The 14,201-nt window shown below is 63.5% G+C and carries 14 protein-coding genes; 12 read left to right on the top strand and 2 right to left on the bottom strand.

Features of this window, described 5'->3' with window-relative positions:
• Window positions 1-18 precede the first annotated feature (18 nt).
• Window positions 19-903: a 2-oxo-4-hydroxy-4-carboxy-5-ureidoimidazoline decarboxylase gene (gene uraD / locus AC5I5I_RS05190; protein ID WP_495970568.1), complete on the bottom strand. Its 885-nt coding sequence runs from the start codon at window positions 901-903 to the stop codon at window positions 19-21.
• 189 nt (window positions 904-1,092) lie between these two features.
• Between uraD and AC5I5I_RS05185 the strand changes: the two genes are divergently transcribed.
• From AC5I5I_RS05185 to AC5I5I_RS05130, 12 genes are all read left to right on the top strand, one after another.
• The gene (locus AC5I5I_RS05185; RefSeq protein ID WP_495971134.1) at window positions 1,093-1,653 is read left to right on the top strand and encodes a sigma-70 family RNA polymerase sigma factor; all 561 of its coding nucleotides are present in this window, start codon (window positions 1,093-1,095) and stop codon (window positions 1,651-1,653) included.
• On the top strand, window positions 1,650-2,321 hold the full coding sequence (locus tag AC5I5I_RS05180; RefSeq protein ID WP_495970566.1) for a hypothetical protein: 672 nt from the start codon (window positions 1,650-1,652) through the stop codon (window positions 2,319-2,321). The genes AC5I5I_RS05185 and AC5I5I_RS05180 overlap by 4 nt, the downstream gene beginning before the upstream one ends.
• A gap of 67 nt (window positions 2,322-2,388) precedes the next feature.
• Window positions 2,389-3,837, top strand: coding sequence for a S8 family serine peptidase (locus AC5I5I_RS05175; RefSeq protein WP_495970564.1), 1,449 nt, complete (start codon window positions 2,389-2,391; stop codon window positions 3,835-3,837).
• 56 nt (window positions 3,838-3,893) lie between these two features.
• Window positions 3,894-4,454: a thermonuclease family protein gene (locus tag AC5I5I_RS05170; protein WP_495970562.1), complete on the top strand. Its 561-nt coding sequence runs from the start codon at window positions 3,894-3,896 to the stop codon at window positions 4,452-4,454.
• A gap of 431 nt (window positions 4,455-4,885) precedes the next feature.
• Window positions 4,886-7,171 carry a DUF4384 domain-containing protein gene (locus AC5I5I_RS05165; RefSeq protein WP_495970560.1) on the top strand — a complete coding sequence of 762 codons (2,286 nt, stop codon included), beginning with the start codon at window positions 4,886-4,888 and terminating at the stop codon, window positions 7,169-7,171.
• Window positions 7,172-7,317: 146 nt separating this feature from the next.
• The gene (locus AC5I5I_RS05160) at window positions 7,318-8,073 is read left to right on the top strand and encodes an ABC transporter ATP-binding protein (RefSeq protein WP_495970558.1); all 756 of its coding nucleotides are present in this window, start codon (window positions 7,318-7,320) and stop codon (window positions 8,071-8,073) included.
• Complete coding sequence (locus tag AC5I5I_RS05155; protein WP_495970556.1) at window positions 8,066-8,782, top strand: ABC transporter ATP-binding protein; 717 nt, start codon at window positions 8,066-8,068, stop codon at window positions 8,780-8,782. The genes AC5I5I_RS05160 and AC5I5I_RS05155 overlap by 8 nt, the downstream gene beginning before the upstream one ends.
• Window positions 8,783-8,817: 35 nt before the next feature.
• On the top strand, window positions 8,818-10,044 hold the full coding sequence (locus tag AC5I5I_RS05150; protein WP_495970554.1) for an ABC transporter substrate-binding protein: 1,227 nt from the start codon (window positions 8,818-8,820) through the stop codon (window positions 10,042-10,044).
• A gap of 139 nt (window positions 10,045-10,183) precedes the next feature.
• The gene (locus AC5I5I_RS05145; RefSeq protein WP_495970552.1) at window positions 10,184-11,095 is read left to right on the top strand and encodes a branched-chain amino acid ABC transporter permease; all 912 of its coding nucleotides are present in this window, start codon (window positions 10,184-10,186) and stop codon (window positions 11,093-11,095) included.
• Between the two features lies 1 nt (window position 11,096).
• Complete coding sequence (locus AC5I5I_RS05140) at window positions 11,097-12,068, top strand: branched-chain amino acid ABC transporter permease (RefSeq protein ID WP_495970550.1); 972 nt, start codon at window positions 11,097-11,099, stop codon at window positions 12,066-12,068.
• A 143-nt stretch (window positions 12,069-12,211) separates the two neighbouring features.
• Window positions 12,212-12,583, top strand: a complete 372-nt coding sequence (locus AC5I5I_RS05135) for an endonuclease domain-containing protein (RefSeq protein ID WP_495970548.1) — start codon at window positions 12,212-12,214, stop codon at window positions 12,581-12,583.
• Window positions 12,584-13,429 (top strand): EamA family transporter, encoded by an 846-nt coding sequence (locus tag AC5I5I_RS05130; RefSeq protein ID WP_495970546.1) that lies wholly within the window; start codon window positions 12,584-12,586, stop codon window positions 13,427-13,429.
• Here the strand turns inward: AC5I5I_RS05130 and AC5I5I_RS05125 are convergent.
• Complete coding sequence (locus AC5I5I_RS05125) at window positions 13,377-14,153, bottom strand: TIGR04283 family arsenosugar biosynthesis glycosyltransferase (RefSeq protein WP_495970544.1); 777 nt, start codon at window positions 14,151-14,153, stop codon at window positions 13,377-13,379. The two genes, AC5I5I_RS05130 and AC5I5I_RS05125, sit on opposite strands and share 53 nt — an antisense overlap.
• Window positions 14,154-14,201 lie beyond the last annotated feature (48 nt).

Here is a 14,201-nt window from a genome sequence, read left to right as displayed (position 1 = left end):
TGCAATGTGTCCGGTGCGTCAGCTGCCGCGATAGGTCGCGTAGCTCCATGGCGTGACAAGAAGCGGCACATGATAATGGCCTTCCGGCTCGGCAATCGAAAACCGGATCGGCACCACATCGAGGAACGGCGGGTCCGACTGCGCGGTCGCGTTGCCGGCGAAATAGTCCGATACGGCGAAGTTCAGTTCATATGAACCGATTCGCAGCGGGCCGTCTGCCATCAGCGGCCGGTCGGTGCGGCCGTCGGCATTGGTCAGCGCCTCCGCCACGAGCGCCCGCGCGCTGGCGCCGACTTCATAGAGTGACACCTTCACGCCCTGTGCCGGCTTGCCGCTGACATTGTCGAGCACATGCGTCGACAGCCGCCCTTCGGTCTTCGGTTTGCCCGGACCGTCGACACGGGCGACCAGGCGCAGCCGCGTGATCAGTCCGATCTCGTCGAGCGCTGCCTTGCGTTCGGTTTCCGGATCGTTCGACAGCCGCCGCTCGAACTCCCTCAGGATCGAGTCACGGGTGTGCCGCCGTACGCAGATGATGAACGGGAATCCGAATTTCTTCGCATAGGCCGCATTCATGACGGTGAATGTCTTGAATTCCGCATCGCTCAGGCGGTCGAGTCCGAGCGAGCCCTGTTCCGCTTGGGAATCCGCCGTGATGTCGAGGCGCTTCACCTTGGAGCCGAGTTCCGGATGGGCGCGGATGAAGCCAAGCTGGCGTTCGGCCGGGCTCGCCCGGACCACCCCCATCATCGCCTCGTGCAAGGCGGCGACCGTCGGGAACGGCCTGTAGCCGAACACCGCGTCGGCCACCCAGGAGGCGTGCTCGAACACATCGCCAATCGCGCCCGAAAAGGCGGGAAAGGGAAGCGAATTCAGCGATTCCAGGGTGAACAACTTGGTCATGGTCCACGACAATAGCCGATGAGACCAGAAACGTCATTGATAACAATGACGAAATTCCGCTATTGGGAATATTCCCCCGCTGCATTAGTAAAGAACGGGGGTAACTTTCGGCCCCGCCCAAAAAATCGCTCACATCCATTTGAACCGGGTCCGGATCTCCCGCGACCAAACCATGAGCCGGCCGTCCCGATGCAGCAAACATCAGACGAAGTCCTGATCCAGCGGATCGCAGGCGGTGACCGGCTCGCCATGCAGGTGCTGTTCGCGCGGCACCATGTACGGGTCTACCGGTTCGTCCTGCGCCTGGTTCGTAACGAGTCCACGGCGGAGGATCTGATCAGCGAGGTCTTCCTCGATGTCTGGCGTCAAGCCGGGCGCTTCGAGGGCCGCTCTGCGGTTTCGACCTGGCTGCTCGCAATCGCCCGGTTCAAGGCTCTTTCGGCCCTGCGGGGACGCAAGGAGTCGGCACTGGACGATGAGGTTGCAGAGGCGATCGAGGATGTCTCCGACACCCCCGAAGCCGCCATGCAGAAGAAGGATACGAGCGTGATCCTGCGAAAGTGCATCGAAACACTGACGCCGGATCATCGGGAGATCATCGATCTCGTCTACTACCACGAGAAGTCCGTGGAAGAAGTCGCCGAGATCGTCGGTATCCCGGAGAATACCGTCAAGACGCGCATGTTCTACGCGCGGAAAAAATTGGCGGAATCCCTGAAGGCGGCGGGAATCGAAAGAGGTTGGCCATGAACACGGCAATGAATAACGCGCCGGAGCGCGAAGAGATCGAAACCCTGCTGCCCTGGTATGCCGCGGGAACGCTGAGCCGCCGTGACGCCGCGCGCGTCGAAAGGGCGCTCGCCAACGACAACGAGCTTGCGCGCCAGTTCGAACTGGTACGCGAGGAGCTCGGCGAAACCATCGGCGTCAATGAATCGCTCGGCGCGCCGTCGGCGCGCGCGATGAAGTCCCTGTTCGAGAAGATCGACGCCGAGCCTGCGCGTGCGCCGGCCGCGGCCTCGTTCAATCTGATGGGCCGCATCTCCGAATTCATGTCGAGCCTGTCGCCGAAGACGCTCGCCTATGCCGGCGGCGTCGCCGCGATCGCCCTCATGCTGCAGGCCGGTGTCATCGGCACGCTGATCGGCGAGCGCACCGGCACCGCGCCCAATCTCGCCTCGGCCCCGGCCACGGTGACGGCCAGCCAAGGCGTCGAGACGCTCATCCGGTTTTCGCCGCAGGCGAATGCGGCTGAGATCGCCGAATTTCTGAGCGCCAACAAGGCCACGATCGTCGGCGGTCCCGCCGACGGCTTCTTCCGGGTCCGGGTTCCGGCGAAGAAGGAGCAGACTGCCGAAATCGTGAAAAAGTTCGGCGACAGCAAGGTGGTAAGCTTCGTCGTTCCCGCGACCAACTAACGACGCGGCGAACGTGCCCCGGATTGCCGGGGCACGTTTCGGTATCGACCTCGCGGAGGTTTCGCCCATGCAGTTCGAGCGTAAACAGATCGCCATCGCGTTCACGGCGCTGGCCGTATGCGGACTGGCTGCGACGCCGCTGTCTCCTGTATCCGCCCAAGGCTATTATGGCGGCGGCTATTCCGGCGGCGGCCGCTACACCGTGCAGAGCGCACCCGCCAATCCGCAGCCGCGTCGGACAGTGAAGCCGCGCGCGCCGCGCGAGGCTCAGGCAAGCCCGAAGTCGCAACCGACCCGATCCGCCAACCGTCCGGTGCCCGGTGTGGATGAGCCGGCTCAGCCGCCGACAGGGTCGCGCCAATCCAGCGGATTGCCGCCGGCTGACGAACGCCGCTTCGTGACCAACGAAGTCGTGATCGAGGTTGCGGGCCGTCCCAGCCAGCAGGAGGTCGAGGCGCTGGCGCGTCGGCACAGCCTGAACCGCCAGGAGTCGCAGAGTTTTGAACTCAGCGGCACCACCATGTTCCGCTGGAATATTCCCGACGGCCGCAACGTCGCGTCCGTGATCCGCAGCCTGGAGGCGGACCGGACCATTCTCTCGGTGCAGCCGAATTACCGTTACATGCTGCAGCAGACCAAGAACGCAGACGGCATCCAATATGCGGTCGACAAACTGCGCCTGCCGCGGGCGCACGAGATCGCGCGGGGTAATCGCATTCTGATCGCGGTGATCGATTCCGGCATCGACGCCGATCATCCCGAATTGAGCGGGACCGTGGAAGACTCATTCGATCCGGCCGGTGGAGACGGTGCGCCGCATGCGCATGGCACCAGCATCGCCGGCGCCATCGTCGCGCATTCGAAACTCACCGGCGTTGCCCCCAACGCCAGGATCCTCGCGGTTCGCGCCTTCGATCCGGTGTCCGGCAGTGCCGAGGGCACCACGTTCAGCATCCTGAAGGGGCTGGAATGGGCGGCCGGGAAGGGTGCGCGCGTGATCAACATGAGCTTTGCCGGGCCGAAGGATCCGATCATGGCGCGCATGCTTGCGGCTGCGGGCAAGCGCGGGATTGTGCTGATCGCGGCGGCGGGTAATGCCGGCCCAAAATCGCCGCCGCTATTCCCTGCCTCCGATCCCAATGTGATCGCGGTGACTGCGACCGATCTGAACGACAAGCTGTTTCAGGGCTCCAACCGCGGGCATCACGTTGCGGTCGCGGCACCCGGCGTGAACGTGCTTCTGCCCGTTCCGGGTGGTGGCTATGGCATGACGACGGGGACGTCGTTCGCGGCGGCACATGTCAGCGGCATCGCCGCGTTGCTTCTCGAACTTGAGCCCGAGTTGAAGCCGGATGCGGTTCGCCGGGTGCTGCTGTCGACCGCCCGCGACTTGGGGCCCGCCGGCCGCGACAAGGATTTCGGCGCGGGACTTGCGGATGCCTTCGAGGCTTTGCGATCGATCGGCGGTCGGTCGGATGCCGTTGCCGGCGGCACCACGCAAGGCGGCGGCCGTTAATCTTGCATCGATCGGGAACGCGGATAAAGCGGCGGAGCGTATTGGCCGTCAGTGTGATGCTGGCATTGATCATGCCGGCTACCGGTCAGCGCGGTCCGCAACCGGTGCACCTTTCGGACGGCGATTCCTTCTCGCTCGGCCGCGAGCGCTACCGGCTTCAGGGCATCGACGCGCCGGAATTGCATCAGGAATGCAAGGACACGTCCGGCCGACCCTGGCCCTGCGGAATTCGCGCACGCTCGGAGCTCCGCCGCATCATCGGGACCGACCCCGTCCAGTGCCGGGTGGTGTCGACCGATCGCTACGGCCGCAACATCGCGGTTTGTGAGGCGGGTGGCCGCGACCTTGCCGAGGAGATGGTTCGCGCGGGGTTCGCGACCGTTCTCGAGAGACGCGGTTCCAGTCCCTATCGCAGCGCCCAGGCCGAAGCCCGCGCCGACAAGCGCGGGATATGGGCGGGAAGTTTCGAGACGCCGGGCGACTGGCGGCGCTCCAATCCGCGGAGCGGTGACGACGCCGCTCCGCCGTCGCCGTCGCCGCGCGACTGGCTGGCGAACAAAGCCGCCGAACTCTGGCAAGCGCTGATGGACTGGCTGCGCCCGTTCTTCGCAGGCTGATGCCGCCGGCAAAGTTTTGGCCGCCCGGCCATTGAACCTTGCGCCGCCACCGAACGACCAATGGATACACAGATTGCGGCGCCGCCTCGCGGCACCGCCCATCGTGTGACCGGTGCACGCGCCCCTTCCACCCTTGTACCGGTCCGCTTGACCCGTCCGGCATGTCCCCGCCGGGCGGGTCTTTTCGTTTCGGAATCCGACCGTTTGCCCTTAACCGCCAACTGAAAAGTGAGCGGCGGGCGTCTTCGCATGTATTTTGATATTCTGTAAATTGCCGCAACTGCGATAGAATTCCGGCCGATCGGCGGCCAAGACACTGGCCGCGCTTCACGTTGCTTTGACCCTTTGAACGCGATTTGCAGACGCCGACACCAACAACCGACACGGCGTGTCACGCCGCACGTCGCAACGATTTGCAATGGGAGACCACAATGAGCGGTCGTCAACGAGTGAATGGCCCGGTTCAGGGTTTGGCTGTCGCGGCCGCTTTCGGCCTCAGCCTGACCTTCGCCGGTGCCGCCAATGCTGCTCCGCCGAGCGATCCTGTCGCCAAGGCGGCCTATGGTGTTCTCGAGAAACACTGTGCCCGCTGCCACCAGACCGGCCAGTTGAGCCAGAAGGATCTCGATGGCGTCGAGCACAAGCGCGAAAACGCCGCGAGCAATTTCGGCAACGTCATGAATCTCGAGGAGATCGCGTCCAACCCGCATTACGTTCTGCCGGGCAATGCCAAGGCGTCGCGTCTCTTCACCGAAATCATCAACGAGAAAATGCCCTACGACTGGGCCAACGGTCAGGGCAAGTTCGATCCGGTGTCCCCCGACGAACTTGCAGCACTTGAGGCCTGGATCAACGGCCTGAAACTGAGCTGCGATCCCAAGGCCTATGTCAGCCATAGCGACATGATCGGTATGATCGCGGCCGATATCGAACGCGAGCGCCTTCCGCAGCGGCGCAAGGGCATCCGCTACCTGACGCTGACCCATCTGGCGAATGCCTGCACTGACGAGAAGGCGATGAAGGTCTATCGCCAGGCGGTGATCAAGCTGCTCAACAGTTTGAGCCGCTCTCCCGATGTCGTTCGCTTCCAGGCGATCGATCCGGGCGAGACCATCATCCGCGTCAATCTCGACGAGCTGAATTGGACCTCCGACGACTGGGAAACCGTCCTGAAGTCCTATCCGTACAAGATGCAGCCCGACACCAGCTTCAAGAACCTGCTGGTCTCGGCGACCGACAGCAAGATGCCGTATGTGCGCGCCGACTGGTTCGCCTTCACGGCGTCGCGCCCGGGCATGTACGAGAAGCTCCTGAAGCTTGCGCCGGACTTCAACAAGCTGGCGAAGGACGAAGGTGTCGACCTTGAGGAGAATATCCGCAAGTTCATCGCCCAGCGCGCCGGCTTCCAGGTGTCGGGCGTCAGCCGCAACAACCGGCTGATCGAGCGGCATCCTTCGCGCAACGGTTACTTCTGGACCTCGTATGACTTCGCCGGCAACAAGGGCCGGCAGAGCCTGTACGAGCATCCGCTCGGCCCGAAGGGCAAGAATGCGTTCGAGCATGACGGTGGCGAAACCATCTTCAGCCTGCCGAACGGCTTCCAGGCCTATTACCTGAACACGGCTGACGGAAAGGCCCTCAACACCGGCCCGACCAACATCGTGCAGGACAAGCGCGCCAAGGACCTCGCGGTCACCAACGGCATCTCCTGCATGGGCTGCCATGAGTTCGGAATGATCAAGGCCAAGGACGAGATCCGCAAGATCGCGCTCGGCGGCCCGGGCGGCAAGGCGTTCTCGCGCGCCGAACTGCGGGAGATCGACGGGCTCTATCCAGAAAACGAGCGCATGGACAAGATTCTCGACGGCGACGCCAAGCGCTTCCAGGATGCCATGTACCGTGCCGGTCTCGATCCGAACCTGAACTATAACGGCATCGAGATGATCACCGCGCTGTCGCAGCGTTACGAGCAGGACGTCGACCTGACCATGGCGGCGGCCGAACTCGGCATGACCAAGGATGAGTTCCTGCAGGCCACCAGCGGCGGCTTCAAGCCGGACCTGATCCCGACCATCCGCCGCCTGCAGCAGAACTCGATCCCGCGCGACCAGTTCGAAGTGAAGTATCGCGACCTGGCCGAACTGGGCGACGAGGAACCGATCGACGAGGGCGTGCAGTCCGCTTCGAACGACCAGAAGAATGGCATCGCCAAGGTCAAGACCGATGTCGATTTCTCGCTGACCTCGGACAAGGACACCTACAAGCTCGGCGATACGCCGGTCTTCACGGTGGTTTCGTCGAAGGACTGCTTCCTGACGCTGACCAATATCGACGAGAAGGATACCCTGACGGTGCTCCTGCCGAACAAGTTCCAGCAGGATAACCGGATCAAGGCGGGTGTTCCGGTCAGCTTCCCCGGTCCGAAGGCGCCGTTCATCTACAAGCTCGGCGACAAGGGCAAGGAAACCGTCATGGCCGTGTGCAGCGACAAGCCTGAAGTCGACGGCATCAAGCACGACTTCAACAAGGCGCCGCTGACCGAGGTCAAGAACAGCACCCGTACGATCGGCGAGCGGATCTACAAGCAGGGTCCGACCCGCAAGATCACGATCCTGCCGGCCGGCGGCGGCTCGTCGGCGCCGGAAAAGGTGGCCGAGGCGCCTAAGGCGTCGGGCAGCGACATCAAGCGAACCGCGATCAAGATCGACGTCCGCTGACGCAAAGACCGGCGCCGCCTCGCGGTGGCGCCGAAATGATCAGGAGCCCGCCCGCGATTCCTCGCGGGCGGGCTTTACCATTTCCGCAGGACGTGCAGTCATGGCGCTTGGGACGGGCGTTGGGCAGGCGTTTGTTGGCAGCGAACATGAGTGCGGAGATCATCCTCGAAACGCGGGATCTGACGAAGGAATTCGCCGGTTTCGTCGCGGTCAATGGCGTCAACCTGAAGGTGGAGCGGGGCACCATCCACGCCCTGATCGGTCCGAACGGGGCCGGCAAGACCACCTGCTTCAATCTCCTGACCAAATTTCTCAATCCGACGCGCGGCCAGATTTTATACAAGGGGCAGGACATCACCGCGATGCAGCCGGCCGATGTCGCGCGGCTTGGCGTGGTGCGCTCGTTTCAGATTTCGGCGGTGTTTCCGCACCTCACGGTGCTGGAAAATGTCCGCGTTGCACTGCAGCGCAAACGCGGTGGCTCGTTCGATTTCTGGCGCTCGCGCAGCGTGCTGACCGAATTCAATGACCGCGCATTATCGCTCATAAACGATGTCGGGCTATCCGGTTTCGCCAATGTGCCGGCGGTGGAATTGCCCTATGGGCGCAAGCGCGCGCTCGAAATCGCCACCACGCTCGCGCTCGATCCGGACATGCTGCTGCTGGACGAGCCGACCGCCGGCATGGGTCACGAAGACATCGACCGCATCGCCACCCTGATCAAGACCGTGTCGGCCGATCGCACCACGCTGATGGTCGAGCATAATCTCTCCGTCGTCTCCAATCTGTCGGACAAGATCACGGTGCTGACGCGCGGGCGCATCCTTGCCGAGGGCGATTACGCGACGGTCTCGGACAATCCGGAGGTCCGCGAAGCCTATATGGGGACCGGCCATGCTTGATCCGCGCACGGCACTGCTCTCGGTCGAGAATTTGCAGGCCTGGTACGGCGAGTCGCACATCCTGCACGGCGTCAATTTCGAGGTTTATCCGGGCGAGGTGGTGACGCTGCTCGGGCGCAACGGCGCCGGCAAGACCACGACGCTGAAATCGATCATGGGCATCGTCGCCAAACGCACCGGCCATGTCCGCTTCGAGGGCCTCGAACTGATCGGCCTGCCGTCGAACCGGATCGCGCGGGCCGGCATCGCGCTCTGCCCGGAGGAGCGCGGCATCTTCGCCAGCCTGTCGGTCGAGGAAAACCTGATGTTGCCGCCGGTGGTCAAGCCGGGCGGCCTGTCGCTCGAGCGCATCTTCGACCTGTTCCCGAACCTGAAGGAGCGGCTCGGTTCGAGCCAGGGCACCAAGCTGTCGGGCGGCGAGCAGCAGATGCTGGCCATTGCCCGAATTTTGCGCACCGGTGCGCGCCTGCTGCTGCTCGACGAGCCGACCGAAGGTCTTGCGCCGGTCATCATCCAGCAGATCGGCAATACCATCCGCACGCTCAAGGCTCAGGGATTCACGATTTTGCTGGTTGAGCAGAACTTCCGCTTCGCGGCCACCGTGGCGGACCGCTATTATGTGATGGAACACGGACGGGTAGTAGACAAACTGCTCAGTTCCGAACTCGAACAAAGTCTGGATAAGCTGCACGACTATCTGGGCGTATAAACGGCGCAACAAAAGCGTCACAAAAGGAGGAAGGAATGTCACGTCTTTCAGCAAGGCACGCTCTGGGAGTTGCCGCATTCGCAGCCGCTTTGTGCGCTGGTACCGCGCATGCGCAATTCAGCGACGGCGTCATCAAGATCGGCGTCATGAACGACATGTCCGGCACCTATTCCGATCTGTCGGGGCAGGGCTCGGTGATCGCCGCGCGCATGGCGGTCGAGGATTTCGGCGCGGCCGCCAAGGGCATGAAGGTCGAAATCGTCGGCGCCGATCATCAGAACAAGCCGGACGTCGGCTCCAACGTGGTGCGCACCTGGATCGATGTCGACAAGGTCGATGCCATCGTCGACGTGCCGACCTCCTCGGTCGCGCTCGCGGTCAATCAGATCGTCAAGGACAAGAACAAGGTGTTCCTGGTGTCGGGCGCGGCCGCGTCCGATTTGACCGGCAAGGCCTGCACGCCGAACACCATCCACTGGACCTATGACACCTGGGCATTGGCGAACGGCACCGGCAATGCCATCGTCAAGACCGGTGGCGACACCTGGTTCTTCCTCACTGCCGATTACGCTTTCGGCCATGCGCTGGAGCGCGACACCTCCGCGGTGGTCGAGAAGAATGGCGGCAAGGTGGTCGGCAAGGTCCGCCATCCGTTCCCCGGGCAGGATTTCTCCTCGTTCCTGCTGCAGGCGCAGTCATCCAAGGCCAAGATCATCGGCCTCGCCAATGCCGGCGCCGACACCACCAACGCGATCAAGCAGGCAGCCGAATTCGGTATCGTGCAGGGCGGCCAGAACCTCGCCGCGCTGCTCGCCTTCATCACCGACGTGAATGCGCTGGGCCTCAAGACCGCTCAGGGCCTTGTCATGACCGAGGCCTGGTACTGGGATCTGAACGACAACAATCGTGAATTCACCAAGAAGTTCATCGCCCAGAACAAGGGCTCCTATCCGACCATGGTGCATGCCGGCGTGTATTCGGCGGTGACGCACTATCTCAAGGCGCTGGAAGCGCTGAAGAGCGATGCCGACGGGGCCGCGGTGGTGGCGAAGATGAAAGAGATGCCGACCGACGACAAGCTGTTCGGCAAGGGCGAGGTGCGTCAGGACGGCCGCAAGATTCACCCGATGTATCTGTTCGAAGTGAAGAAGCCGGCCGAGTCGAAGGGGCCGTGGGACTATTACAAGGTGCGCGCCACGATCCCCGCCGATCAGGCGTTCCGCCCGATGAGCGAGGGTGGCTGCCCGCTGGTGAAGGGCTGAAGACCTCGTGCCCCGGACGCGGCGCCGCGTGAAACGGTGCGCCGCTGATCCGGGGCGCAGTTGACCGGGGACCCATGGGTCCCGGGTCTGCGGCGCAACACTTGCGTGCTGCGCCGCGCCCGGGACGCGAGACCACATAATGTTCGAACTCTGTGTTCCTGAAATCCTTGGCGGCCGCTGCATCCCCTCGCAGGCGTTGTTCGGCCAGCTCCTGCTCGGCCTGATCAACGGCTCGTTCTACGCGCTGCTCAGTCTTGGGCTGGCGGTGATTTTCGGCCTGCTCAACATCATCAATTTCACCCACGGCGCCCAGTACATGATGGGCGCCTTTGCGGCCTATTTCCTGTTGCAGTTTTTCGGCGTCAATTATTTCGCGGCGCTGCTGATCGCGCCGATCATGGTCGCGATCACCGGCATCATCATCGAGCGCTTCCTGTTGCGATGGCTCTATCACCTCGATCATCTCTACGGCCTGCTGCTGACCTTCGGCCTGGCGCTGATCATCCAGGGGTTGTTCCGCCAGCAATACGGCTCCTCCGGCCTGCCGTATCAGGTCCCGGATATCCTGCAGGGCGGCCGCAATCTCGGCTTCATGTTCCTGCCGAACTACCGCGCCTGGGTGGTGGTGTTCTCGCTGTTCGTCTGCCTCACCACATGGTTCGTGATCGAGCGCACGCGGCTCGGCGCCTATCTGCGCGCGGCAACCGAAAATCCGACTTTGGTGCGCGCCTTCGGCATCAACGTGCCGCTGATGATCATGCTGACCTACGGCTTCGGCGTCGGCCTCGCCGCGCTGGCGGGCGTGATGGCGGCGCCGATCTACAGCGTTAACCCGCTGATGGGCGCCGACATCATCATCGTGGTGTTCGCGGTGGTGGTGATCGGCGGCATGGGCTCGATCATGGGCGCGATCGTCACAGGATTCGGGCTCGGCATCGTCGAAGGACTGACCAAGGTGTTTTTCCCGGAAGCCTCCAACACCGTGATTTTCGTCATCATGGCGATCGTGTTGCTGATCCGGCCGGCGGGCCTGTTTGGACGGACGGCGTGACATGACCGAACATGCCATCAACGCCCAGGTGACCGCCGCGTCCGCGCAAACCTCGCGCAGCGAGGTGATCGGCTTCCTGATCCTCACCGCGTTTGTGATCGCGGCGCCGGCCTTCATCTATCCGGTGCTGATGATGAAGATCCTGTGCTTCGCGCTGTTCGCCTGCGCCTTCAATCTGCTGATCGGCTATGTGGGCCTGCTGTCGTTCGGGCATGCGCTGTATTTCGGCTGGGCGAGTTATGTCGCTGCCTATGTCGCCAAGTCCTGGGGCTTCACGCCGGAACTCGCGATCATTGCCGGCACGCTGGTCGGCGCGGTGCTGGGGCTGTTCGCCGGGGCGCTCGCGATCCGCCGTCAGGGCATCTATTTCGCGATGATCACCCTGGCGCTGGCGCAGATGATGTATTTCTTCGCGCTGCAGGCGCCGTTCACCGGCGGCGAAGACGGCATCCAGGCGGTGCCGCGCAACCGCTTGTTCGGGCTGATCGACATCAACAATCCGGTCGGGATGTATACGCTGGTTGCGGTGGTCTTCCTCGGCGGCTTCCTGGTGATCTACCGCATCATCAATTCGCCGTTCGGCGAAGTGCTGAAGGCGATCCGTGAGAACGAGGCGAGGGCGATATCGCTCGGCTACAAAACCGAGCGTTACAAGCTGCTCGCTTTCGTCCTGTCGGCGGCATTGTCGGGCACCGCGGGCGCCACCAAGGCGCTGGTGGTGCAGCTCGCATCGCTCACCGATGTGCATTGGTCGATGTCGGGTGAAGTCGTGCTGATGACGCTGGTCGGCGGGCTCGGCACCATCTTCGGCCCGGTCGTCGGCGCCTTCGTCATCATCTACATGCAGAATGCACTGGCCGAATTCGGTCAATGGGTGACCATCATCCAAGGCGCGATCTTCGTCGTCTGCGTGCTGCTGTTCCGCCGCGGCATCGTGGGTGAGCTGGCGGGCCTGCTGCGGATCAGGCTGTAGGTGAGGTCTTGCTTTCCCTCTCCCCTTTGGGGGAGAGGGTGGTCCGGCCGAAGGCCGGACCGGGTGAGGGGGCTTTGCGGACGGTGGTTAAATACGAACGCCCGCCACTTGCTACATCGCGCGCACGATCCATGCGCCGCGACATGACCGATGCCGAGAGAAAGTTATGGTTTTTGCTGCGAAGCCGCAGGCTCGGTGGCGCCAAATTCCGACGCCAGGCGCCGGTCGGTCCTTTCATCGCGGACTTTGTTTGCCTCGGAAGCAAGCTGATCGTTGAGGCTGATGGCGGGCAACATTATGTGTCGGACAGGGATGCGAATCGAGACCGGTGGCTGATGGAACAAGGCTATGTTGTTGTCCGCTACGCGAATAATGACATCCTGAGCAATCCGGACGGTGTGCTGAGCGATCTCGTATCGAAACTGACGGCTCCCCCTCACCCGGTCTCGGCCCGCTACGCGAGCCTCGACCACCCTCTCCCCCGGAGGGGAGAGGGAAAGGGCAGCGAGACGTAATTGGACTCCACTGTCTTCGCCGCCGTGCTGTTCGCCGCCGCCTGTCATGCCGGCTGGAATGCTGCGATCAAGACCGGGCTCGATCCGCTCACCTCGACCGTGCTCATCACCACCGGCGCCGGGCTGGTTTCGCTCGCGCTGCTGCCATTCGCAGGATTGCCTACGGCGGTCGCGTGGCCATGGGTGATCGCGTCGGTCGTCATCCACTTGTTCTACTTCATCGGTCTGAGCGAAGCCTATCGCACCGGCGATCTCGGGCAGGTCTATCCGCTGGCGCGCGGTTCGGCGCCGCTCATGACCGCGGGCGTCACCGCCTCGTTGCTTGGCGAGCGGGTCGGAGCGGCCGGCTGGAGCGGCATCGTCATCCTTGCATCCGGCGTGCTGCTGCTGTCGCTGCGGGGCGGCCGCTTGATGCAGCCGCCGGACCGGCGCGCGGTCGGCTTTGCATTGTTCACCGCGCTGACGATTTGCCTCTATTCGGTGGTGGACGGCATCGGCGGACGGACTGCGGGCAATCCGCATGCCTATACGCTGGCGATGTTCATCGGCAACGCGCTGGCGATGATCGTTTATTTCCTGATCCGCCGCGGTCCGTCCGCCATAGCGCCGATGCTGAAAACATGGCCGGTCGGCCTGGTCGGCGGCGGCCTGCAGCTTCTGTCCTACGGCATCGTGATCTGGGCGATGACGCTGGCGCCGATCGCACTGGTGGCCGCGCTACGCGAGACCAGCGTGCTGTTCGGCGCATTGATCGCGGTCGTGTTCCTCAAGGAGCCGCTGCGCCCGGCGCGCATCAGCGCGGCGCTGATGATCGTTTGCGGACTGGTGCTGATCCGGATGAGCTAGCGCCGGCGGGCGTGGGGCCGCCGTCAATTCCATATCGCTTAGCAAGGTCTTCCGGCTTCGCGCCCATGCGATAGCGCAGCCGCATCATCCATCGGTCGCGCAATGTCCGCCACAATCCCCCGCGATCGTAGCGCTCGCCCGGCACGGTGACCCGCGAGGCCACGCAGATCGGCGGCGAGATGGCGTTCAGCCGCTGGCACAATTCGATGTCTTCCAGCACCGGCAGATGGCTGAAGCCGCCGATCCGGAAAAAGGTCTCGCGCTGAACGAAGATCGCCTGATCGCCGGTGGCAATGCCCGACACCCGCGAGCGCCAGTTCAGCCAACGCGACACCAGCGGCAGCAGCATGTGCCGTCCGGCGATGCGCAGGTCGAACCGCCCCCACACCGACGTGTCGCGCGAACGGCCGACCATCACTTGGGTATCGGCGTCCGCCGGCAGCGTGGTATCGGGGCGCAGGAACAGGAAGATGAAACCGTTCGCGACCTTGGCGCCCTCGTTCATCTGGCGGCCGAGGCCGTGCGGCGCGCGGATCACTTGGTCGGCGAGCGGCCGCGCCAGCATCGCAGTGTCGTCGGTCGAGCCGCCATCGACCACGATGATCTCGACATTGCGGTCGCTGAACGGTCGCAGTGCTTGCAGCACCGGACCGATGCGGCGCGCGTGATTGTGCACCGGGACGATGATCGACAGTACGGGTGGCGATTTGCGCGCGGTGGTCATGGCTCCCCCGTAGCATCCGTAGCCTGCATGAGCGAAGCGACATGCGGG

The sequence above is a fragment of the Pseudorhodoplanes sp. genome (assembly GCF_059499825.1).
Note: the sequence above shows the minus strand (reverse complement) of the source record. Positions and strands in the feature narration are given on the sequence as shown.